The following is a 21,678-nucleotide window of genomic DNA, read 5'->3' as shown; positions in this document are numbered from 1 at the left end:
GTCAGCCTGGGGCGACCGGCGCGGGTTGCGGCTGTTGCCCGGCCTCAACCGCTCTTGACCACGCGCAGCACCACCAGGTCGCCATCATCCCCGCCCTGGCGGACCAGGAGCCTGCTGTCCCTCTGACCGGCGGCCGGGGCGACAACACCGACGTACTCACCGGTGGCCTGCCACAGTGCGGAGCCGTCCTTGCGGGAGTAGGCCCCCACGGAGTCCCCTGTGGCTCCAGAGGAGGAGCTGTACTGGCCCACCTGCACCAGTACGGCGTCGTCCCTGTCCACCAGGCCCAGGGCATTGGTACGGCAGACCTCGCCTTTGGAGCGCTTTGGAATAGCCAGGGTGACGCCGCCGACGGCGATGGTGCACGCCGTGGCGTCGGTGGTGACGATGGCGGAATCCTTGACCCCGTAGACCTGCAGGCCGTCGGCGACCGCGTTGAAGGCGGCTAGGAGACGTTCTGCGCTCATGGGGGCCCCGGAGATCCAAGCGTGCGACATGTCGGTGCCGGCGGGCAGGGCCCCGGCGCGTCCGTATTCGGTGCCGTCCGCGTTGTAGACCACCACACCGGAGCCGGTGACCTGGTAGAAGGCCTCCGTACCCGCGTCAATGCCGAAGCCCCCGGGGTGCTGATCGTCCTTGAAGTCGCCCGTGTACCCGTCCTGCTCGGCCAGGATGGCGCCACTGGCCGCTGAGATCACCTGGATGACGTCGCGCTCGTCCTCGTAGGCCACGACGAAGCCGTTAGCGGCGCGGGCGGCCTTGTACTTGCCGTAGAGGCGCCAGGCCTCCTGGTGCCCGCCGAGAGCCACCAGGGCACCACTGGAGGAGTCGTCAATGAGGATGCTCATGTCCGAGGTCGTGCCCTGGAGGTTGAGGTCAATTGGCCCGTTAGGGCGGGAGGTGGAGCCAGTGGAGGAGATGAGCAGGTCCGTGTCGCCGGTGCACAGGACGGTTGAAGAGTCCCAGAACCCACTGTCGTCGCATTCACCAGTCCATACCGGCGCACTGCCCACATTGGTGAGGTCGTAGAGGGATATGGTCGACGACGAGCTCACGACCAGCAGGCTGCCGTCCTCGGAGAGGGCGAACTCGGAGACGTCAGGGAAGCGCTGGTCCTCCCTGACCGAGTTCCCACTGGGAAGAGCCGCGGGCCAGCCCTGGTAGGCCTGCGCCCCCGAGCGGCCCAGCCACCACCAGGTGCCTGCCGCAGCGACCGCGACCACAGTGACCAGGACGACGACAACAACCCACCAGCGGCGCCTGCGACCCCGGCGCCCGCGGCCGGCCGGCCGCACCGGGCCACTGGGCCCAGGGGCGGCCGGGTGGGCGGGTGATGAGCCACCGGGGGCGGAGTACTGGGTCACCGGCGAGGGGACCGAGGCGTGGTGGGCCCTCGACCCAGGCCCTGGCGGGGCTATGGAGCCATAGGCGACCGTAGCCGGATCCGGGGCGGGAGAGTTGGCGGCCCGCGGGTCAACCACGGTCCACATGGGCGGATTGGGAGCCTGTGCACCGTCGGGACCCTGGTAGACCCGGGTGGCGGAGACTTCACCCGCCCTGTCGTTCATCGCCTCAGTCCTGGTGGGCGCCCCTGACGCAGGCGCCCCGCCGGGCTCTAGGGGGGCCGTGCCCTGGGTCTCAGGGGTGGGCGGGGTGTCCTGCGGGGCGGGCGCCTCGTCCTCGTCCCATGTGTAAGGCTGGGCGGCGGGCCGTGACCGTGGTGGGGAGGTGAGCGCGGGAGCCGGCACTATGCCGGTGAGCGCGGGGGCCATGGCGCCCAGCCTTGCCGCGACCTGGGGGGCGCTGGGCCTGGCGTCGGGCTGCTTGGCGAGCATCTGCGCAATCAGGTCCCATAAGGGGTCGGGAATGCCGGTGGGGCGGCCCGGGTCGCGGCGGATGTGCTGGCTGAGCAAGCTGGCGATCTGCCCCAGGAAGGGAGGAGTGCCACAGGACATCTCGTACAAGACGATACCCAGGGAGTAGATGTCGGTCGCCGGTGTGGGTTCCTGGCCGGCGACGATCTCCGGGGCGATATAGACCGGTGTGCCCACCGAGCCGGTGGCGCGGGTGGCGACCGTGTCGCAAATGCGGGCCACCCCGAAGTCCGCGAGCCTGGGCTCCCCCAAGGCACCGGGGGCGGTGGCCTCCAGGAGGACGTTGGCGGGCTTGACGTCGCGGTGAACCACGCCCGCCTCGTGGACGGCAGCCAGCCCGGCAGCCACCTTGGCCCCTATACCGGCAACGTCGCCGGGCGCCAGGACCCCGGCATCGCGCAGAAGCCCGCGCAGGTCACCACCAGAGACGTAGTCCATGACAATCCCGAAGGTGGCACCCTCAATGACGAGGTCCTGGATCCCCACCACGTGGGGTGAACGCACCCGCATGAGGGTGGAGCGCTCTTTAATGAAGCGCTCCACCACACCCGGATCGTCAATGAGTTCGGAGCGCAGGAGTTTGAAGGCGAGGACCTGCTCGCTCCGGTGGCCGTGGGCCAGGCGCCGGCCCCGCCAGACGGTCCCTTGGGCGCCGGCCCCAATGCACTCATCGAGGATGTAGTTGCTGCCCAGTGGGCGAGGTCCGGTCGTGGCTGGCATGGCTGCTCCGACAGTGGGGATTATGGACAAGCCCCACCAGGAGGCGCGGCCACCGCCAATCTACCGGAGAGGGCGGTGGCGGGGGCGACTGCCGCCGCCCCCGCCACCGCGGGCCTCAATTCTCATTGTTGAGCTTGGAGATGTCAGGCACCTCGTTGGGGTCGCCCTGGAGGGCGAAGTCACCCAGAACCAAGGTGCTGGACATATCTCCGCTATTGCCGTCGGTGCGGGTGACCACGATTTTGAGGCGCAGCACATTGGTCATGTCAATGCTAACGTCCTTGAACTCGCCAAAAGCGATGGTCTCGGTATGGACCAGGACCTGGTCGGCGTAGAAGTCCACGGTGAAGGTGGCGTCGGCGTCCTTACTGTTGTCCCCCATCCCCAGAGTACCGACCAGCTCGGTGAAGTGGCGCCCCAGGTTCCACTCGTCCTTCTTCGAGGGGGTAAAACGCAAGTGGTAGGAGTTGGAGTGGGCCATACTCTGGCCATTGACCATGGCGGCACCAGTCTCGCCTTCGCGCCCCGTCACAGTCTTGAGGTCGGAGAGGTAGATGGTGGCCATTGCAGCGGCCACGGTGAGGGTGACCTCGCTCGGCAGTGCGGAGCCGGCGGCCGGGTCGGTAGAGATCACTGTGCCCGTCTTCTCACCGTTCTTGGCCGCCTGCTTGACCACGGTGACCTTAACCGAGTCGGGCAATGCCTTCTCCGCCTCGGCCTGGGTCATGCCCACCAAATTGGGCATGCTCGTCATTGCCGTGGGGGTCGTGCTGGGTGTTGGTGTCGCACTGGGCGTGGGGGTGGCGCTTGGGGTTGGCGCCGCCGGCGGCGTGGTCTCCCCCGCGACAGGGGGCGGGGTTGCCGGCTCATTGCGGTCGAGGTAGTGCCAGACGGCGAAGCCACCGCCGGCCAGCGCCACGACAAGGAGGATGACGAGCACGGCCACCAGTCCCTTGCGGCTCTTCTTCTTTCCTTTCTTGCCAGTTTCGGGCGCATTGGCCGCCGCATCGACTTGGGCGGGACCGATGGGCGTAAAGCCGCCGGTGGCACCGGAGGCGGCGCTCACGGCCGCCGTCGGGCTGCCTCCTGCGCCGGCGACAATGGTCCCGCCACTGGCCCAGGCCGCCAGTGGGGTCGCCGGGGGCGGGTCGGTCAGGGTGGGGGCGGCCGGCAGACCGCCAAGGGACTGCACCATGGCGCTAAGCGCCTCACGGACCTGGCTGATCTGGGGACGAGCTGCGGGATTCTTCTCCAACATGGCGGCAATGAGCGCCCACAGCGGGCCGGGGATCCCTTCGGGCCGGCCGGGCTGCATCTGGGCGTGGGCTTTGAGCAGGTAGCTGGGCGCGCCCACGAACGGGGGGACGCCACAAGACAGCTCGTAGAGCACCGCGCCAAGGGAATAGACGTCCATCGCCGGACTCGCCGCCGCGCCGTCGGCCACCTCGGGGGCCATGTACAGGGGCGTGCCCGCACCAATGGCGGAACGGGTCGCCGCCGTGGCGTCGCAGATCCGGGCCACACCAAAGTCCGCCACCTTGGGGGTGCCCGGGGTGGTCGAGGCATCAATGAGGACGTTGGCCGGCTTAATGTCACGGTGGACAACGCCCGCGGTGTGGATGGCTTCAAGGCCTGAGGCGATGCAGGTGCCGAGCCAGGCCACCCCGGCGGGTTCATGGGCGCCGCGCTCGCGGATCAGCCCGGCCAGGTCCCCTCCGTCAACATAGTCCATGACCAGGCCCAGAGTGTCGCCCTCGGCAACCACGTCACGCAAGGGGAAGTAGGAGTGGGAAAGCGGGCTGCTGCCTGTGATCGTAGACGACGCACGGGAGCTCTAGCGCCAATCGGTCGCCGCACTTTGCGCACTTTGCCCCGTTCCCGCCGGCCCCGCGGCAAGAACGGCCCCTCAAGCCATGCGCCTCCACCTTACCGTCCTAGACTCGCCGACCCCGTGGCGGAAACCCTCACCTCCGCCGTTAGTCCTCCAGGCGCCTGGTACCTGTCGGGCTCACGGCGGAGAGACTGCTCGGGCACTACAGTGACGACCGTGAGCAGACAGATAACAACCACTGACCCTCTGGTGTGGATCGATTGTGAGATGACTGGCCTGGATCTGAGGGCTGACGCACTGATTGAGGTCGCCATCGTCATCACCGACTACGAGCTCAAGCCCCTGGCCGAGGGCATTGACCTGCTCATTAAGCCCCCCGCCGAAGCCCTGGAGCGCATGAGCGACTTCGTGCGGCAGATGCACACCTCCTCCGGGCTGCTCGCCGACCTCCAGGCTGGTTTGTCCATGGAGAAGGCTCAGGCGACTGTTATGGAGTACGTGACCTCGCTGGTGCCTGAGGCGCACACCGCACAGCTGGCTGGGAACTCCGTGGGCACCGACAAGGCCTTCCTGGCCCGGGACATGCCCGAGCTGGTCGACTACCTCCACTACCGGGTGGTGGACGTGTCCTCAATCAAGGAGTTGGCCAAGCATTGGTATCCGCGCACCTTCTTCCACGCCCCTAAGAAGCAGGGGGGCCACCGGGCCCTGGCAGACATCCTGGAGTCCATTGACGAGTTGCGCTACTACCGCTCGGTGCTCTTCCCCGCCGGGGAGGGGCCAAGCTCACTGGAGTGCAAGGAAGCTGCTGCTGTGGTGGCGGCCTCCCCCACTGGGCGCCCCGCTCAAGCCTGAACGGGCCGGGAGCGCAGGGGCCGGCGAGGCGGGTCGGTCGCACCGCACCAGCAGCAGCCGGAGACGTGACCGAGTGCACGGGGCGTGGATTGGTGCCCGCGCACACGAGCCGATAAAGTACCGACTCGTTGCGATCATCTCGCACATGGTGGCTGTAGCTCAGTCGGCAGAGCGCTTGGTTGTGGTCCAAGAGGTCGCGGGTTCAATCCCCGTCAGCCACCCCAAATGGGTCAGGTTTGAACTTTCGACCAAGGGACCGCCCTTGGTCGAGGTTCGGGCCTGGCCCAGCTTTCTTGCCTCGGCGGCCCAGGTAAGGGCGTCGGCCTGCAAGCCTTCGATGCTCAGCCCGTCGTACGGCGTCTTGTAGCCGACCCGAACGTCGTTGTCCTCATCGACGTAGATCGCCTTGAACAGCGCCTGGTCGCACAGCCGGCGGTTCGCGTCGTCGGCTGTCTTGTAGATGTCGGCCGCGTTCGACAGCAGGGTCAGCGAGTCATCGAGGTTCGCGCGGGCGAAGGCGTACTCGCCGTGGTGGGCGTCGATCCGGTTCTGGATCGTCTCCAGCGATGCCGTGATCCGATCCTGCTCCCGCTTGAGCAGCTCCAACGGGACCGCTCCCGCGTAGTGAGCACGGAGCAGCTTTTCCTGCTCGTCTTCGAGCTGGGTCCGACGCGTGGCGAGGGCCGCGAGTTCCGCGGCACCCTCGGACATCATCTCGTCGAACCGTGCGTGCAGCATGGACGAGAGCGCGAGCTTGGTCTCCGCGCTGATCTGGACGTGATCGTAGAACTGCTCGACGAGCCGCTCGACGTGCTCGATGAGCATCGCTTGGCGGGTGCAGTCGCCTCTGCCGCCGTGCCTGCTGCCGCAGACGAAGTACGGATAGATCGTGCCCTGGCTGCTCTTCGCGTTGCAGACGATCAGTCGGGAGCCGCACTGCCCGCAGAACACCGTTCCTTTGAGGTAGTGCTCGTGTACCTGCGTCGCGTCCGCCGCTGATCGGTGAGTGCCGAGCACGGTCTGCACTTGATCCCACACCTCGTTCGGGACGAGTGCTTCGTGTGCTCCGGCGAAGGTGACCCCTTGATAGCGGACGCAGCCCTTGTAGTACGGGTTCGTGAGCATCCGATGCACCGACGACTTGCCGATTGGCCGAGAAGGACGGCGCGGCGAAGGTGCGGTCGTCAGGCCGCGTGCCACCAGCTCGTGGTGGAGTTGGCTCGTCGTCCAGTCGCCTGACGCGAACCGCTGGAAGGCCCACCGAACCAGCGGTGCCCGCTCCTCGTCCAGTTCGACGGTGCGAACCTCGCGACCGAACTCGTCGCGCACCCCAATGTTGCGGTAGCCGATGGGTGCCTTCGACACAGTCCCGCCCTGGGCGGCCTTCTGGGACAGGCCTTTGACGACCTCGGTGGCCAGGTTGCGCGAGTAGAACTCGGCGATCGACGACATGATGCCGTGCAGCAGCATCCCCGAGGGCGTCTCGTCGATGTTTTCGGTCGCCGACACCAGCGTCACCCCGGCGTCCTTGAGTGCCAGGTGGATGGTCACGTCGTCGGCGCGGTTGCGAGCCAGCCGGTCAACCTTGTGGACAATGCAGTAGTTCGTCTTGTACTTCGTGACGTACTGAATCATCCGCATCAGCTCTGGCCGGTCGGCCTTGCGAGCGGATTCGCCCGCGTCGACGAACTCCTCGACAATGGTCGCGCCGAGCTGGTCGGCCTTGCGCTGGTTCGCCTCCCGCTGGGCCGGAATCGAGAAGCCCTCAGCGTTGCCGCCCTTCTCCGCCTGCTCCTTCGTTGAGACTCGCAGGTACGACACGGCGATCGCCCCAACGAAGGGGGTCGGGGCAACGAGGCTGTCTATCGCGGCGCGGCTCGCGTTGGTGGTCGTCATGGCTCTTCTCCACAGTCACTGGTCCTGCCGACGCGGACTGATGTGACGGCGGATGTTGATCGTGAGAAGAGCCCGAAGGCTGTAGGACTAGGCCGAGTCGGCCACGTTCGCTTTGCCTCGCCGCAAGGACGAAGCACTAGGACCACAACATCCGCCATCCGCGACGGATACATACATTCTACGACGAAGGCTCCACCGAGGCACGGGGACGCTTCGGTGTGGTCGATCCGCCCGAGTGCCACGACCCCGACCGCTGGAGCGCGATACGGATGAGCAGCTCGCTCAGCTTGTCGAGGTCGGGCGGTTCGTGGAAGTCGGCGCGGATCGTCAGCTCGCGCTCGCTCTGCTGGCGCTGGCCCGTCTTTCGCGTGTACCGCCGCGCCATGACTTACACCTCGCCGGTGTCCGGGTCGAAGGCCGCGAAGAAGGCGTCTTCGGCCTCCTGGCGCGCTACGACCTGATCGAGAACGAACCGTACGAAGTCTTCGTCGCGATCCGTGATGGGTGAGTCCTCGACGGGCGCAGCAGGGTCTTCGCCGGGCCAGCTCGTCTGGCGGGTTGGGCGGTCCCTGTCGAGGCGTGTGCCGCACGCCGCGACCCAGTCTCGAAGTCGGGCGCGTGCGTCTGCGAAGTCGCGGTGCCACCCGAGGGGTGCTGAGCCGTCCTGCTCGGGGTCGTAGGCGGACAACCAGTGCAGGTGCAGGGCGGACAGCTCCCAGAGGAGTTCGGGGTGCCGATGCCAGTACGGCGGCACGACACTGGCCGGAAGGCCGTAGGTGTGGCGAAGCCAATCCACCCAGCGGTTGAGTTCGAGCAGCTCCGCTTCGAGATCATTGGCCGTGAGCAGATTCCAGTTGACCGGGTGCGGCGGCTCAGGAGTATCGAACCGAGGCGACCGCGGTTCTGCCTCAGGCGGCAGGTCATCGTGTTCGGGGCCGAACGAGTCAGTCATGGCTTCGCCGCTCACATTCCGATGGTCGCGGCGTTCGACGGTGCGGGACGCTGTGGCGCGGCGAATGCTGCGCCATCTCGGCCAGAGCTGCGCTCGGTTCGATCTACCTCGTAGCGCGTGCGCGCCAGGTCGTGGCCGATGCGAGTTGCGATGAACTCTTCACCTTCGTAGCGCTGTCCGTTGCGCTCGTAGGAGTACTCCCTCACACGGCCGTCGGCGATGATGTTGTCGCCCTTGGCGATCCGCTCGGCCCCCTGCTCGGCGGCCCCGCGATATGCGATGAGGTCGTGGAAGGTGGTCTCCAACTGCGTAAAGGTGTTGTCGGGCTCCTTGCGGTAGTGCTCGATGCCGACCTTCATGTAGAGCCGCGCATCCCCGCGTTCGGTGTAGCTCAGCTGCGGCTCCGAGGCGACGAAGCCTGAAATGGACTGATGAGTGCGAATGGCCATGAGCCTTTCCTCCTGATCTCAGGCGGCCAGCTCGTTGTGGCCGCTGTATCAGGCAGGTGCGCTTCCGGCGCCCAGACCGTGGCGTCAGGGTGCGGGGCGGCGCAGGAGGGCTTCGAGTTCGGTGCGGTCGCTGCGGAGCTGGGCAGCGTCGGGGCGGCTGGGCCAGGCTCGTAGGTCGGTGACGATGGGTGGTGCGGAGCGCAGCAGTGTGATCCCGGTGCCGAAGGGCAGGGTGCGGATGCGGTCGGGCGGCAGGATTGGAACCCGCCGCACAGAGCGCTGGTTCGAGCGGGTGCCGCGGTCGCCGAGGGTCACCGAGTCTGTGTATTCGTCGCGTTCGCCGATCAGGGTGGAGAGGTCTTGGAGGTCGCGGCTGCTGGATGCGCCGCCGAGGATGATCTTGACGATGCTGGCGTCCCAGATCGCGCTGGCCTGGTTCTCGCTCCACCGGTCTCGGGCTTGGGCGAGGGACTGCAAGACGGGCATGGTCGTGATCCCGGTGCCGCCGCCTTCGGCCATCAGCATCGGCAACGACGGTAGGGGTGCGAGGTTGCCGATCTCGTCGAGCGCCAGCAGTAACGGCGGGTCGAGTCGGGCTCCGGGTGAGCAGGCGGCGAGGCGGCGGGCGGTTTCGATGAGGTCTTCCATGAACGCCGCGACAAGCGCTGCGGATGCGCCGGCCCCGGCTCCGGTGGCGAGCAGGTAGAGGGTGCCTCGTTGGGTGAGGAAGGTTTCGGGGTCGAACTGTTCATGCGGGCCGGGTGTGACGGCATCGAGTACGCGGGGGTCGGCGAGGGCTGCGAGGGCGAGGGAGACGCCTTGCCAGATGCTGTCGCGGGTCTTGGGGTCGGCGTCGATCATCGCGCCGAGGGAGTCGCCCCACCCCATCGCGGCGCTCGGGCTGGAGTTCAGGATGGCGACGGCTTCGGCGGCGGCGCTGGGGTCGAGGGTCCACCGGAACAGCTCAGCGGGTGGTCTGCCGTCGAGGGCGGCGGCGTGGAGCAGTGCTTGGAGCGCGGTGCGGGTTTTGCCTTCCCAGAACCCGCCGGACTCGACACCTCCCGAGGAGAGGCCGGTGGCGGCGGCGAGTCCGTTGGCGCGGATCATCGCGGTGAGCGGGTCCTCGCACCCGCGCACGGGCGACCAGCGCAGCCCGGCGGGGATGCCCTCAGCCAGGTGTTGCGGGTCGAACACCGCGACCGGCCCACCCGTGCGACGACGAGCGCGTAGCGTGGCGGTGAGGTTCTCCGGTCTGGTTGAGGTGGTGACGACCGCGCCGGGTGCGTCGAGGATCGCGTTGACGACGACATGCAAGGTCTTGCCCGAGCGGGGCGGGCCGATCAGCAGGATCGAGTCCTCCACCGACGCCCACACCCCCGTGCCACGGCTCGAACCGAGCAGGTAGCCGACATCTGCCGGGGTCGGCGTGGTCAAGGTCGGGCGGAGCGTTCCAGCGCGGCGCAGGAGTGCCTTCGCGGATGCCGTGGTCTTGACCTCGTGCGTGGTAGCGATCCCGGCGAGGCGGTGCGGGTCGGTCCCGATCTTCCGGCTGTGGCGGCGCAGCAGCATCCACACCCACGCAGCCCCGACGACGAGCGCAGCGAGCAACAGGGTCGTGACGATCCAGTAGACGACCGGGCTGAGACCTTCCGCGCCGAGCGCCCCAGCGGGGTCAGCGGGGTTGAACAACACGCCAAGCCCCGACGCCGGTCCCGCGATTGGTTGGGGTGTGCCGGAGAGGAACGCGGCGACCGATCCGGCACCGCGCAGGATGAGCGCGAGGCCGAAGGCTCCGATCAGCGCGATGAGGGCGGCGTTGGTGAGTTCGTCACCCATGCTCCCGCCCTGTCTCGGGTTCATTGCAGCCGCCGAATCGCGGTCATGCCCGAGATGCGCCCGAACAGGATTACCTCGCCCGTCGCGTCGGGCGTGAGGTCGTCGAGATCGACCAGCGCCCGAGCGGTGCCGGTTCCGGCGGCGTCGGTGTGGCTCACGATGACCGCGACGGCGACATCCTCACCCGGCACGAAACCCTCGCCCTCAACCTCCATGAGCCGCGCTGCTCGCGGTGCGGCGGCTCGGCGACCGCGCCGCGTGCCCGGCACCGGTGCCTGCTCGGCCGCTCGTGCGGGCGGGGTTGGTTTGCGGGCGTGGATGATGTCGGTGAACACGCCGCCGTCGCACTCGCGGACCTCGACCCTGACCGAGACGGTGCGGTCCTTCGTGATCTCGTCCATCAGCGGTCCGAACGTCGCCCGAGTCCACACCCCTGAAGCAGGTTGCGGGTGGGCGTAGCCGTCGACGGCTGCGGTGAGAGTGCCGTCCGCGGCGACGGTGACGACCACATGCGGCAGATCGACAGGCACCTCAGGTTCCCGGTCGCCGGAGTGGTGTGGGCGTGAGAGGTTCATCGGTGACCCCCAGCCGCGCGAGAGCTGGTATCGAACAGCGCGAGCTCGGCGGGGTGGAGCTGGTGCTGGGTCACGAAGCTCCTGGCCTTTATCCGCCACAAGCCTTGGCCGACGCCGAGGTTCGGCAAGAGTTGCTGCTCGGTGCCGGTCAGGCCGAGTGCTTGGGCGGTGGGTCCGAGCTGGTCGGATTCCTGCCGGTACACGATCCGCGTCTCCGCATTCGCCAGCAACGAGTTGGCGAGTGAGCGCATGGCGGAGCCTTGGTCGCCGACGTTGTCGAGGTCGGTGAGCTTGTGAAAGATCAGCATGTTCGCGATCCCGTAATGCCGGGCCAGTCGCCAGTGCGCGTCCATCCGTCGCAGCAGCGCGGGGTGGGACATGAGCCGCCAGGCCTCGTCGTAGATCACCCACCGCTGCCCACCATTCGGGTCCAGCAGGGCCGATTCCATCCACGCCGACGAGCACGTCATCAACACGCTGATGAGCGTCGAGTTCTCCGTCACCCGTGACAGGTCGAGGGAGATCATCGGCAGGCTGGGGTCGAACGTCACCGTCGAGGGGCCATCGAACAGTCCCGCGAGGTCGCCTGCGACGAGACGCCGCAGTGCGTGGCCGACGAGCCGGCCGTCTTCTGCGAGGCGTCCGTCGGTGTCGGTGCTGGGGTTGAGGATGCGGTCAACGACCATCGGCAGGATCGGCACCTCGTTCTCCCGCACCGTCTGCGTCAACGCCAAGTCGATCGCGGTGTGCTCCAACGGCGACAACCCCCGCGCCAGCACCGTCTCAGCGAGCGCGCCGATCAGGTCGCGGCGTCGTGCGGCGACGGTGGAGGCCCACTGCTCATCCGACAACCCGGACGGGCGATGACCCTCGTCGAGAGGGTTCAGTCGGGTGTTGAGTCCATGGCCCAGGACGATGGCCCGGCCACCGACAGCGTTGGCGACAGCGGTGTGCTCACCCTTCGGATCACCGGGTACATACACGCGCCGCCCGAACGGCAACGACCTTGTGTAGAGGGACTTCGCAAGAGCGGACTTGCCGGAGCCGACGATCCCGGCCAGCACCACGTTCGGGGCGGTGATGATGCCGCGCGCGTACAGCACCCACGGGTCGTAGACGAACGAGCCCCCGGAGTAGAGGTCTTGCCCGACGAACACCCCATCCGCGCCGAGGCCGCCTTCGGCGACGAACGGATACGCCCCCGCCAAGGTCGCGGAGGTGTCCTGGTGACGCGGGAGCCGGAACCGACCCGGCGTCCTGAGCTGCGCCGCACGCGCCTCGCCGCTCTTTGGCAAGTAGATCGTGGCGCGTCGCTCCGCCCGCTCCGCCTCGGCCCGTGCTTTCGCGGTGGCGAGTTCGGTCTTGCGTTGCTCGGCGTGGAGGCGTGCTTCGGCGCGGCGGCGCTGTTTGCGAAGCTTGCGGCGTTCCTTCGACGGCGCGACCAGCACGGCCGTGTGCAACCGCTCGCGATCCTGGTTCACAATCCCAGCCCTCGCGACTCCCGGACCGCGGTGATCTTGGCGGGCTCGAACCACGACCGCCCCTGCTTCGGCGACGGCACGTCACGTCGCTTCGGAGCACCCGGCGAGGAGTACGAGACCAGCAGCTCCGACCCGTCCCGTGTCGGCGACGGCTCATCGATCGCTTCGACGCTCGCGTCGGGTTCGGGGTGACGGCGCAACAGGGACACGTACCCGACGTGCGGGTTGACGACCAGGGCGTAGTCGCCGGACATCATTACCCGATCGTTGGTGCCCTCGCCGGGCTCGTCGTAGACGTACCCGTTCTCCAACGCCTGCGTTGTCTCCTCGCCGTAGTCCCACTGCGCGAGGTAGTCCACCGCATCGACATGCCCCAGCTCGCCGAGGATGCGCAACGGACGGTCGGCCTCGTCGCCTTGAAGGAACACCACGTTGATCCACCGCGACGGCACGGTCTCTTCGACGGCGGGTTCGGGGTGCCAGGCGATCCGCCCCGCCGCAACGAAACCTTCCGCGAGTCGGTCGTAGGCCTGATCCACCACACGCGCCGACCGGCGCAGCTCCTCGGCCGTGGTGAGAGCGTCCCGGACTCCGGCTGCGTGGTCGCCGTCGTCGTTGAACGCGTGCGCGGCCTTCCGCTCGTGCACGTCGGCGAGCTGTTCCAACACCTGGCGCAGCGACCGCATCCCCGAAGACAGGTCACCGATCACCCCATACATCTAAGCAGGCTGGTCGAACGTGCGGCTCGCATGAGCGAGACCCCGCAGCGCCTCGGACGCCTCCGCAGCGTCGGCAGTCGAGTCAAAGAACGTGGGCATGAGTGACCTCCTGAGCATCTCGTGCCAAGGAGGTGCGCACTCCGGCCCGCGCCGGTTCGTGGCCTTGCAAAAGCGGGTTGACGCCGCCTCGCAGCACGACTACAGAAAACTGCACCCAACAAGCGCAATGAGATGATGGTGCGAAGGACTACAGGGAGGTGCCAGATGACGAGCTGGGGCGAGTCGATGATCGACGCGATTGAGACCGGACGGCGGAACCGGCACCTAAGCACTGTTCTTGAAGGATACGACGCAGCCGCGAGCATCAGTTTGGAGGCTCTCAGTGATGTGCTCGACCGAATCGAAGCGAAGGTCGACGCGGGCAAGAACCTCTCGGCGGATGAGAAGGTCATGCGAACCGAGTTGTATGCCATCAAGTCCAAGATTGAGCGGAACTTGGCGGACTACTGGCGGAAGACCTACGGCGACTGACAGCTGCGAGTACTCGCCTTCCTGCGAGCACTGGTTCCGGGGCGGATCTACACCTTGCGACATAGCGGCAACGCAGCAGCCGTGAACGCGGCGGCCTGCTGTCCAACGAGGAGGCGGGTTTCGCACGACGCTTGGATCGCGGCTTGCTCGATCGCGGCGACGCCGGCGTCGAGTTCCTCGGCGTTCGGTGCTGAGACGGCGATCAGGCCGGTGTAGCGGAGGATGCCGTGGCCGGCGGTGAGGTCGGCTTCTTGTTGGAGAACGTCGTGGTACTCGGCTGTTTGCGAGGCGTCCTCGATCTGGCCGATCCTCGCCCGTTGGGCTTGGTCGGAGATGTGCTCGACCTTCTTCTTGCGGATATCCCGGGCGGCTTGGTCAGAGCGCATCGGGGTGCAGATCAGCGAGAACGACCGCTGGATACCGGTGGACAGCAGCACTGGCGACAAGAACCCCGGATACACCAGCGACCGGGGCCATTCGCTTACCCACAGCACCGCGTGGTGGGCGGAGTCGGTGCGCAACCGTCCCCAGGTTTCGGTGACCGCAACCGGTCCCGCTGTGGCCAGCGACTGGCCGAGCTGGCCATGGCGTTCCAGCGTGGCGGCGATGGCGGGGTCGTAGGCCGAGCGCAGCATGACCGCGATCTGTCCTGGGGTGAGCCAGCCCGAGGGTGCGAGGTCGGCGGAGCGGAGCGCGGCGACGAGCGTGTTCATCTCCTGACGCAGCACGTTCGCCGCACCTCGGATGCCGCCGCCGGCCGTTCTGATCTGCCGTGCCGCCGCCTTCATATCCAAGGAGAGAGACAGCGTGGTGGCGTGGCGTTCGCCTGCGGGTCCGGCGCGTTCGATCAGCTCGGCGTAGGTGTCAGCGGCCCATGACCCGTCGGGGGTGCCGTGGGCGGCCCACCACTCGGCAAGCCCGGTACCGGAGTCCGGCAGAGTCCGCTCCAACACCTGAAGCGTGGCGACGCGGCCGGATCGGCACACGGTGGCGAGGACGCGGCCCCAGGAGGTGACGCGGCGTTCCTGTTCACCGGGGTCGAGGAGCACGAACGCGGGATGGGTGACTTCGCACACCACGGTCAACGTGGCGGCGTGGGGGTCGTGGATCATCCCGGCACCGGTGTCGGGGTCGTCGAACTCCCGCAGTCGTGCCATGTCGCCGGGCAACGCGAGGGTCCCGACAGGACGCGGGACAACGATTCTGCGCCGGTAGAGCAGTTGCCCGCCGGTGGTGCGCCATAGCCACCAGCACGTCACCGGCAGCCATTCGACGATGGGTCGGCCTGCAATGGGTATCCAGGTCAGCGCGGCCGAGAGCACCCAGACAGGTGCGGTGTAGGCGAGCAGCATCCCGCCTCCGGCGTAAAACGCGACGATCAGGGTGGCTCCGCCGATGGCGAGGGTGATGAGCTGGGTTAGGGAGAGGCCGAGGAGGATGCCGCGGCGGGTGAGGCGGGAGAACTTCACCGGCACGAGATCGCCCGTGCTGCGAGGGTTCTGGTTCGTGGACACGATCTACTACTCCTTCGGCGCTCGTGGCGCAGGCGGTGCGGGTTTCGGTGCCCGTGGCGGCGGTGTGGGCTCGCTCCTCGGCGCGGGCGGTGCCGTGCTCGACGACGGCGGCGCGACCTGTGCAGGCGCAGCTGGGGTCTGAGCGGTAGGCGGTGGCGGCGGGGTCTGGGCGGCGGCATCCGCGGCACGCTCGCCCTGGGCGCCGAGCGCGGTCCCTGCTTTCGGTCCGGCAGTGGCGGCTCCCTTGGCGACCTGCGCCCCGACGACCACGGCAGCGGCAGGTCCAGCAGCCGCAGCACTACCGCCTGCGGCTGCGCCGCCACCGGATGCGGCCGCACCTCCACCCGACGCAACCGCCCTGCTTCCGGCCGAGGATGCGGGCGTGGGTCTCGGCGCGGGCGGCGCGCTCCTGCCGCCCTCTCGGCCAGCGCCACCACCGGAACCCCCGGTGTTGCTTGCACCGTCGAGCACCGTCTTCGGCTCCGCTCCGCCCGCGCCGCGTCCGGGGACGGGGACGGGCCTGTTGAGGGCGTGCTTGGCGTCTTGCTCGGAGCCGATTGCGTGGTACATGTCGAACCCGACGAACGCGATGAACTTGTACGTCAGGTACGGGGCGAACGCGGCCATCGCCATCAGCACGATCCCGGCGATGGGGTCGCTGATCGACGCGAGGTCAGCGTCGATGGGTGCCGAGACCTGGGTAATAGCGACCAGGAACATCACGACGAGCACAAGCTTGGAGCAGATCAGCGCGACGACGAACATCGCCCACTTCCCAATCCACCCCCGCGAGGCATCCCACGACGCACCAGAGAACGCGAGCGGGGCGAACACGATCGCGACCAGCAGCAGCGCCTTCCGCACGAGAAGCGAGAGCCAGACGATGGCGGCGGCGGTGATCGCGAGGCCGGCCATGAAGATCGTGATGATCGCCCCGACACCGGGGGCAGCGATATTGATCCCGACCAGGCCGGTCGCGAGCAGAGCGATCTTGTCGCCCATCGACTCGGTGGTCTCCCCGGCGGCTTGGACGATCCCGATACACAGCTGATCCACCACCTCCAAGAGGAGAGCGGTCAAGGTGATGACGACGAACGACCCGAGCACGGACTTGGCGAGGCCGAGGGCGGCGCAGGTCAGGGCGGTGGGGTCGCGGCGGATCAGGCCGGTGATGAGTTGGAGGCAGAAGAAGATCAGCATCACGAACACCGCGACACCGAACAGCAGGTTGTAGACGCTGACGTAGCCGGGCCGTGTGACATCGACGAGGGTGGTGGTGTCGAACACCGACCAGACCGCCTCGAACAACCAGCCCGCGGCAGCTCCCATCGCTTGGGCGAGCCAGTCGAACGGGGCCGCGACCAGCGTGGCGGCCCCTTCGCCGACGGCATCGCAGACCGATGAGATCACGGGGATGTCGCAGACGCTCATTACGAACCACCAAGCCCTCTCGACGGTGCGGGTCAGACTTGCTGGCCGACGTTCCAGAAGAAGTTGATGAGCGTCACGCTCGCGCCGCAGATCACCGCCGCACCGCAGGAGACGAGGACGCCGATCTTCCCCCGCGACGCGAGATGCGGGTTGCTGGAGTTCGCGCCGAAGCCCCACACGATCGCCGAGACGATCAGCGCGAGGACGGAGAGGATCAGGCCGATGGTCATCACCGCGCCGACGATGGTGCGCAGCTGGTTGATCCCCGGCAGCCCGTTGGTGTTGGGGTCGATGTTGATGTCCATCGGCACCAGGCCGACGGCGGGCAGAACGGTAGTGGTGAGCAGATCGAACACGGTAGGTCTCCTTGACGCGGGCGGTCGGCCCGCCAGCGCGGATGCACAGACGGGGTACACGCCACAGGTGCGCTGGAACACCCGAACCGAGAGATAGCGATGCCCACGCCATGGCGGGCGCGGGCATCGTCGAGACGGCGAATCAGAGTTGTTGGCCGAGGTTGATGAGCCAGTTCATCCACGCCACTCCCGCTCCGGCGAGGGCAGCAGCACCGACCGAGACGAGGACTCCGACGCGGCCTTTGCTTGCGGTGGAGTAGTTGCCGTGGGCGGATGCGATGGCCCACACGATCGCTGAGACGATCAGCATGAGCACGGCGATGATGAGCACGAACGTGAGGAGTGCGCCGACGACGGCTCGGAGGTCTCCTATGCCGCCGAGGCTGTCGAAGTCGGGAAAGACGCCCATCGTGGTCACCCTGCTTTCACGGTGACGTGGAGGTGGTCCCAGTGGCCTCCGGTCACGTCATTCGGGTCGTGCATGCCGCCGCCGTTGTAGGGTCTCCAGCCGTCGGCATCGCGACTGACGGACCAGATTTGGCCTTGCCAGATGAGGTATTCGACGCCGAGGATCGCGGCGTTGTCTTTCATCCAGTTCGTCACGGCCCATCCGGCGTCGAGCTGGGCGGGGCTGGGTCGCTGGCCGATCCGGTTGCCGAAGGTGATGTCGCACGCCCGCCCGAGCGGGTGCTCGGACTTGGTGCCGGGGCGGGGTGAGTAGCAGCCCCAGCCGGTGTCAGGGAACGCCGCGAGGGTCTGCTGGTAGAGGTGCAGCAGCCGGGCGGTGATCTTCCCACCGGTGGTGGGATCGTCGACGAGCCGGTCGGGGTCACCATCGACGCCGGTGGGCGGTCCCGCGGTGCCCGCCGTACGGCACGCGGCTGGCGATCCAACGGTGGCTTCGGGGAGGTTTGCGGCTCCGTGCTGGTTGAGCCAGGCGGCGGGGTCAATGAAGTCGCCGTTGGTGCCGCCTTGGCGGGCCTCGAAGTGCAGGTGCGCGCCGGTCGAGTAGCCCGAGCTCCCAACGTCGCCGATGTGCTGCCCTGCCCGTACCTGGTCGCCGTTCTTTACGTGGATGCCGTGCTGCCACATGTGGGCGTACGCGGTTGCGATCTTGTGGCCGTCGATGGTGTGCTCGATGACGATGAGTCCGCCGTAGCCGCCAGTGAACTCGGCGACAGCCACGGTTCCGTCGGCGGCGGCGAGGATCGAGGTTCCATCGGCGGCTCCGAAGTCCGCGCCGGTGTGCAGCTTGTACTCGCCGGTGATCGGGTGCACGCGCATCCCGAACGGCGAGGTCGCCACCCAGGTCCCCTCGGGAAGCGGGAACACCACCCGCGACGAGGACACCACCGGACCACCTGCGGGCATCGCACCCGTGCCGCTGGTGGTGAGGGCGGCGAGGATGGCGTCGGCCACCGGCGAGTAGTTGCGGTAGCGGTCCGGATAGGCAGAGACCTCGACGGCTTGGGCAGCTTCGCCGGGGTCCATCTGCTGCCAGCCGGGAATGTCGAGCAGACCACGCGGCGACGGATAGTTCGGGCCGGTCGGCCCGCCGAAGAACGCCCGCGCCTGATAGGTCGGGTCCATGAGCTCGGCGACAGTGCCCCAACCCGACTGCGGCCGCATCTGGAACAGACCCAGGGAGTCATGGTCTGAGCCGTCGCCGTCGTTGGGGTAGTTCGCGCTCTCGGGGTAGGTGCCGGTGTTCGACAGCATCCGCAGGGTGGACTCGGTGAGCGCTGCCATGAGCGCGACCTTGATCCCCGGCCTGCCCACGCCGTCGGTGCTGTTGCCGATGGCGATGATCGTGGCTGCATGGGTGAGCTGCTGCCGGTTCAGCGTGAACGTCTCACCGTTCGCCGTCGTCACGGTCAGCGAATCCGGCACAGGCCCAACGTTGACCACGCCTGTGGTGGTGGCGCAGTTGGCGGCGGCGGGGTTCATCAGTGCCCCGATCCCGAGCAGGATGACGGATGGGGCGAGGAACATGAGCGCGATGGCTGCGATGGCGGCTTTGCGGAACACGGCGGCACCTCAGCGCAGGGGGTTGTCGAGCTGGGACAGCCGCAGCAAGTGGCAGGTCGGGTACGTCGGGGCGCAGACCACGAAGACGGTGAAGGAGACGGGATGCTCGGAGGTGACGGGCTGGCCGTTCCAGACGCCGGAGCGGTGGCGGGTGCCCTCGATCGTGACCGCGGTCGTGCCGGGAGCGATCTGCCCGGGCTGCGCCTGCTCGACCGCGTCGGCCCACGCGTCAGGGACGAACGAGGTGTTGATGACGAGGTGCTGGGTGGTGGCGTACTGGCGTAGTTTGATCCAGGCGTCCCGGTTCGGCAGGTAGGTGGCGATGTCGGAGGCCAGGCCCGCTTGCTCGTCCCCGGAGGGGTCACCGACGGCGAGGATCGCCGAGGTGTAGTCCAGCGGCCACAACCCCAGCGTGGTATCCCAGGCGAACAAGGTCGTGGCGACGCCTTCGGCGAAGGCGACCGGATCGGTCGAGCGCGGCACCGATGGAACCTGCGGCCGCGGCGGCGTTGACGGCCCTGGCGACGGGGGCGTGGTCACGGTCGGCGACGGCTCGGGGCGCGGATCGTCAGTGCTCGGGTTACGGGGTCCGGTGAGGAGTCCGTAGACGCCGACCCCGGCCAGGAGCAGCAGGACGATGCCAGCGGCGATGAGGACGACGAGTCGGCGTCGACTCTTGGGATCAGTGGGTGCAGGGCTCATGCCTGGCAGGTGCACGCCCGCCACCGGCAGAGCGGTGAGACCTCAGAGTGCGCGCAGGATCGGCTTTGCTCCGTGTGCCTCGCGTGTGGTGCGGAGGTCGTCGGCGAAGCGTGAGGTGGCTTCGGCGACGGTGAGGAAGTTCTCGTACTGTTCATCGGTCAGTTCGACGGCGAGCACGTCGAGGTCGTAGTGGGTCCACCAGCCTGCGAGTTCGCTCCAGGTCTGGACGAACGCCCGAACGGGGTACCGCACCGGTGGTGCGTCGTCGGGCACGAGTGGCCTGAGGCGGGGCTTGGGCTTCTTGCCCTTCTTCATCGTGTTGGCGCGGGCGACGGCATCCTCGGCGAGGGCGTGCATCGTCGCCTCCCGCACCTCACGCGCAACCTCTGCCGATTCGCGGATCGCCAGGTAGAGGGGATGCACCGCGTCGCCTGCCTCGATCCGCTCCAACGCCGCCGCCGCTTCCGAGCGGAGCGCCTCAGGCTGGGCGGGGTTGGCGGCGATCTCTTCGATGTAGCCAACCTTCTCCAATGTCTTGTAAGACCCGCCCCCGGGGATCATCGCCGCTGCCAGTTCGCGTGCGTCTCCGAGCGCACCTGACGGTCCCGGAAATTTTCCGGGACCGTCATTTCTGGGCTGGTTCTCGGCGCTGAACTGGGTGGCGGACTTCCGGCGGGCGGCGTCTTCGGCCATGACTTCCTTGATCTCGCGATACAGGCCGGCCGCTTCGAGCTGGTTGTAGGGCTTGTGGAGCATGTTGTCGTCCTGCTCAGCCAGGAGCTTCCCGAGGCGATCCGATAGTCCGCCGCGTACCCACACGCTGACGGTGCGCCAGCCGAGCATCTTGATCGCGGCCAAGCGTCGTGCCCCGCAGACGAGCACGCCGTCGATGGTGATCGTCAACGGCTGAAGCAGGCCATCGCGGTCGATGGACGCGGCGAGGGTTTCGATGTCGCCGAGGTCGGTGCGGTGGCGCTTGCCGACGATTAGGGAGTCGACGGCCCGGTCGAGCTGGATACCGGTCTGCGGGTCGGTCATGTCTGCTCACCGCCCCGGGCTCTGGGTGCCGCGATGGCGAGGGCGAGGATCAGGTCGTCGTCGCGTAGCAGCAGTTCCAGGGTCTCGCCGAGGAGAAGCCGCAGCAGTACCCCGCGCCCCGCGCTGGTGGCTGCGTAGGCGGGGTGCGGGTTCCCGAGCAGCGCCCGCAGCAGCGCGGTCCAGGTGCGGCGGGGCAGGTCGAGGAGCGCGCGGGCGGTCCGGTCCCGCCGCAGCGCCTCGTAGGCGGACTGGCGGGTTCCGGCTTTGGTGAGGGCTCCGCAGACGTGCTCGACCGACGCCCGCGCAACATCAGCAGGCCAGTTGAGCAGGCACAGCAGCGCGATCGCGTCCTCGGCAGCCGAGGTGGCTGACATGCAGGCTTGCGCCGAGCCCAACAGATCGTGCGGATCGGGCTCGGTGTCGCTGGGCAGGTCGTCGGTGACGTGGAAGGCGGGGTGGTAGTCGGTCAGGGCGGTGTCGCGGTCGGAGAACCGTTCGGGGTCGTGGAACGCCGAGACGTGGGAGCGGCGCGCTTGATGCACGGAGCAGAGGAGGCCTTGGGCGCGTTCTTCGTAGATGCAGGTGATCCGCACGGCGTGGGTGATGATCGCCCATGGATCGCGGGCTTCGAGGGTGGAGCGGTTCTGCATCGCGTCGAACGCCGCCGCGACCGCCTCCCAGGTATCGAGGCGGTGCTTGCGCGCCAGCGCCTTGTACTTCTCGGCGGCGAACTCCATCAGATCGCGCGCGACTGGATCATTGACCCAGGCATCCTCACCACCTGTGTGGAGCCGGTGCAGCAGAGCCCGCAGGCCCTCGCCGGTCGTGAAGTCCTCACGCGAGGACTCGGTGTGGGGGTTGGTGGTTGTGGTCATGGTGTCGGCACCTCC

19 protein-coding genes, 1 tRNA gene and 1 pseudogene are annotated in these 21,678 nt (G+C 67.9%); 3 read left to right on the top strand and 18 right to left on the bottom strand.

What is annotated here, in order from left to right; genetic code table 11:
- Window positions 1-44 precede the first annotated feature (44 nt).
- Complete coding sequence (locus EUC46_RS12710; protein ID WP_206645916.1) at window positions 45-2,594, bottom strand: serine/threonine-protein kinase; 2,550 nt, start codon at window positions 2,592-2,594, stop codon at window positions 45-47.
- Between the two features lie 115 nt (window positions 2,595-2,709).
- Window positions 2,710-4,359, bottom strand: coding sequence for a serine/threonine protein kinase (locus EUC46_RS05715; protein WP_128773227.1), 1,650 nt, complete (start codon window positions 4,357-4,359; stop codon window positions 2,710-2,712).
- 273 nt (window positions 4,360-4,632) lie between these two features.
- Here EUC46_RS05715 and orn point away from each other — a divergent pair, with 273 nt between their 5' ends.
- Together orn and EUC46_RS05705 are read left to right on the top strand one after the other, a co-directional pair.
- A complete protein-coding gene (gene orn / locus EUC46_RS05710) occupies window positions 4,633-5,280 on the top strand; it encodes an oligoribonuclease (RefSeq protein ID WP_277750480.1) in 648 nt (215 codons plus the stop codon).
- Between the two features lie 148 nt (window positions 5,281-5,428).
- Window positions 5,429-5,504: transfer RNA gene (locus EUC46_RS05705), tRNA-His, on the top strand.
- A gap of 625 nt (window positions 5,505-6,129) precedes the next feature.
- Here EUC46_RS05705 and EUC46_RS13430 read toward each other — a convergent pair.
- The 8 genes and pseudogenes from EUC46_RS13430 to EUC46_RS05665 form a co-directional block, all read right to left on the bottom strand.
- Window positions 6,130-7,176: pseudogene (locus EUC46_RS13430) on the bottom strand (recombinase family protein); the annotation flags it as partial.
- Between the two features lie 178 nt (window positions 7,177-7,354).
- Window positions 7,355-7,561, bottom strand: a complete 207-nt coding sequence (locus EUC46_RS05695; protein ID WP_128773226.1) for a hypothetical protein — start codon at window positions 7,559-7,561, stop codon at window positions 7,355-7,357.
- A 3-nt stretch (window positions 7,562-7,564) separates the two neighbouring features.
- Entirely contained in the window at window positions 7,565-8,143 is a 579-nt protein-coding gene (locus EUC46_RS05690) for a hypothetical protein (RefSeq protein ID WP_128773225.1), read from the bottom strand.
- A complete protein-coding gene (locus tag EUC46_RS05685) occupies window positions 8,140-8,577 on the bottom strand; it encodes a single-stranded DNA-binding protein (RefSeq protein ID WP_128773224.1) in 438 nt (145 codons plus the stop codon). The genes EUC46_RS05690 and EUC46_RS05685 overlap by 4 nt, the downstream gene beginning before the upstream one ends.
- Window positions 8,578-8,661: 84 nt before the next feature.
- Window positions 8,662-10,413, bottom strand: coding sequence for a type IV secretory system conjugative DNA transfer family protein (locus EUC46_RS05680; protein WP_206645915.1), 1,752 nt, complete (start codon window positions 10,411-10,413; stop codon window positions 8,662-8,664).
- A 20-nt stretch (window positions 10,414-10,433) separates the two neighbouring features.
- Window positions 10,434-10,943, bottom strand: a complete 510-nt coding sequence (locus tag EUC46_RS05675) for a hypothetical protein (protein ID WP_206645914.1) — start codon at window positions 10,941-10,943, stop codon at window positions 10,434-10,436.
- Between the two features lie 41 nt (window positions 10,944-10,984).
- Window positions 10,985-12,469 carry an ATP-binding protein gene (locus EUC46_RS05670; protein ID WP_241655420.1) on the bottom strand — a complete coding sequence of 495 codons (1,485 nt, stop codon included), beginning with the start codon at window positions 12,467-12,469 and terminating at the stop codon, window positions 10,985-10,987.
- Window positions 12,466-13,188, bottom strand: coding sequence for a hypothetical protein (locus EUC46_RS05665; protein ID WP_206645913.1), 723 nt, complete (start codon window positions 13,186-13,188; stop codon window positions 12,466-12,468). Before EUC46_RS05665 ends, EUC46_RS05670 begins: the two co-directional genes overlap by 4 nt.
- Window positions 13,189-13,452: 264 nt before the next feature.
- On the opposite strand from EUC46_RS05665, the gene EUC46_RS05660 reads away from it, so the two are divergent.
- Window positions 13,453-13,719 (top strand): hypothetical protein, encoded by a 267-nt coding sequence (locus EUC46_RS05660; protein ID WP_128773221.1) that lies wholly within the window; start codon window positions 13,453-13,455, stop codon window positions 13,717-13,719.
- A gap of 47 nt (window positions 13,720-13,766) precedes the next feature.
- Here EUC46_RS05660 and EUC46_RS05655 read toward each other — a convergent pair whose 3' ends face one another.
- From EUC46_RS05655 to EUC46_RS05620, 8 genes are all read right to left on the bottom strand, one after another.
- Complete coding sequence (locus tag EUC46_RS05655; protein ID WP_206645912.1) at window positions 13,767-15,233, bottom strand: SCO6880 family protein; 1,467 nt, start codon at window positions 15,231-15,233, stop codon at window positions 13,767-13,769.
- A 6-nt stretch (window positions 15,234-15,239) separates the two neighbouring features.
- Complete coding sequence (locus tag EUC46_RS05650) at window positions 15,240-16,664, bottom strand: conjugal transfer protein TrbL (RefSeq protein ID WP_128773219.1); 1,425 nt, start codon at window positions 16,662-16,664, stop codon at window positions 15,240-15,242.
- Between the two features lie 32 nt (window positions 16,665-16,696).
- Entirely contained in the window at window positions 16,697-17,020 is a 324-nt protein-coding gene (locus tag EUC46_RS05645) for a DUF6112 family protein (RefSeq protein WP_128773218.1), read from the bottom strand.
- Between the two features lie 142 nt (window positions 17,021-17,162).
- Window positions 17,163-17,429: a DUF6112 family protein gene (locus EUC46_RS05640; RefSeq protein ID WP_128773217.1), complete on the bottom strand. Its 267-nt coding sequence runs from the start codon at window positions 17,427-17,429 to the stop codon at window positions 17,163-17,165.
- Between the two features lie 5 nt (window positions 17,430-17,434).
- Window positions 17,435-19,048, bottom strand: a complete 1,614-nt coding sequence (locus tag EUC46_RS05635; RefSeq protein ID WP_128773216.1) for a M23 family metallopeptidase — start codon at window positions 19,046-19,048, stop codon at window positions 17,435-17,437.
- A gap of 9 nt (window positions 19,049-19,057) precedes the next feature.
- Entirely contained in the window at window positions 19,058-19,750 is a 693-nt protein-coding gene (locus EUC46_RS05630; protein WP_128773215.1) for a flagellar basal body-associated FliL family protein, read from the bottom strand.
- Window positions 19,751-19,792: 42 nt separating this feature from the next.
- Window positions 19,793-20,788, bottom strand: coding sequence for a ParB N-terminal domain-containing protein (locus EUC46_RS05625; RefSeq protein ID WP_128773214.1), 996 nt, complete (start codon window positions 20,786-20,788; stop codon window positions 19,793-19,795).
- Window positions 20,785-21,663 carry a hypothetical protein gene (locus EUC46_RS05620; RefSeq protein WP_128773213.1) on the bottom strand — a complete coding sequence of 293 codons (879 nt, stop codon included), beginning with the start codon at window positions 21,661-21,663 and terminating at the stop codon, window positions 20,785-20,787. Before EUC46_RS05620 ends, EUC46_RS05625 begins: the two co-directional genes overlap by 4 nt.
- Between the last annotated feature and the right edge of the window lie 15 nt (window positions 21,664-21,678).

Source organism: Actinomyces oricola (assembly GCF_004104015.1).
GTDB classification, from domain to species: domain Bacteria; phylum Actinomycetota; class Actinomycetes; order Actinomycetales; family Actinomycetaceae; genus Actinomyces; species Actinomyces oricola.
The sequence above is the reverse complement of the archived record's forward strand: the minus strand, read 5'-3'. Positions and strand labels throughout refer to the sequence as shown.

Excerpts from the sequence above, each read along its gene's own strand:
- EUC46_RS05680 (WP_206645915.1), bottom strand. The coding sequence starts at position 10,413 with ATGGGTGACGAACTCACCAACGCCGCCCTCATCGCGCTGATCGGAGCC.
- EUC46_RS05685 (WP_128773224.1), bottom strand. The coding sequence starts at position 8,577 with ATGGCCATTCGCACTCATCAGTCCATTTCAGGCTTCGTCGCCTCGGAG.
- EUC46_RS05665 (WP_206645913.1), bottom strand. The coding sequence starts at position 13,188 with ATGTATGGGGTGATCGGTGACCTGTCTTCGGGGATGCGGTCGCTGCGC.
- EUC46_RS05620 (WP_128773213.1), bottom strand. The coding sequence starts at position 21,663 with ATGACCACAACCACCAACCCCCACACCGAGTCCTCGCGTGAGGACTTC.
- EUC46_RS05660 (WP_128773221.1), top strand. The coding sequence starts at position 13,453 with ATGACGAGCTGGGGCGAGTCGATGATCGACGCGATTGAGACCGGACGG.
- EUC46_RS12710 (WP_206645916.1), bottom strand. The coding sequence starts at position 2,594 with ATGCCAGCCACGACCGGACCTCGCCCACTGGGCAGCAACTACATCCTC.
- EUC46_RS05630 (WP_128773215.1), bottom strand. The coding sequence starts at position 19,750 with ATGAGCCCTGCACCCACTGATCCCAAGAGTCGACGCCGACTCGTCGTC.
- EUC46_RS05650 (WP_128773219.1), bottom strand. The coding sequence starts at position 16,664 with ATGAGCGTCTGCGACATCCCCGTGATCTCATCGGTCTGCGATGCCGTC.
- EUC46_RS05695 (WP_128773226.1), bottom strand. The coding sequence starts at position 7,561 with ATGGCGCGGCGGTACACGCGAAAGACGGGCCAGCGCCAGCAGAGCGAG.
- EUC46_RS05625 (WP_128773214.1), bottom strand. The coding sequence starts at position 20,788 with ATGACCGACCCGCAGACCGGTATCCAGCTCGACCGGGCCGTCGACTCC.
- EUC46_RS05640 (WP_128773217.1), bottom strand. The coding sequence starts at position 17,429 with ATGGGCGTCTTTCCCGACTTCGACAGCCTCGGCGGCATAGGAGACCTC.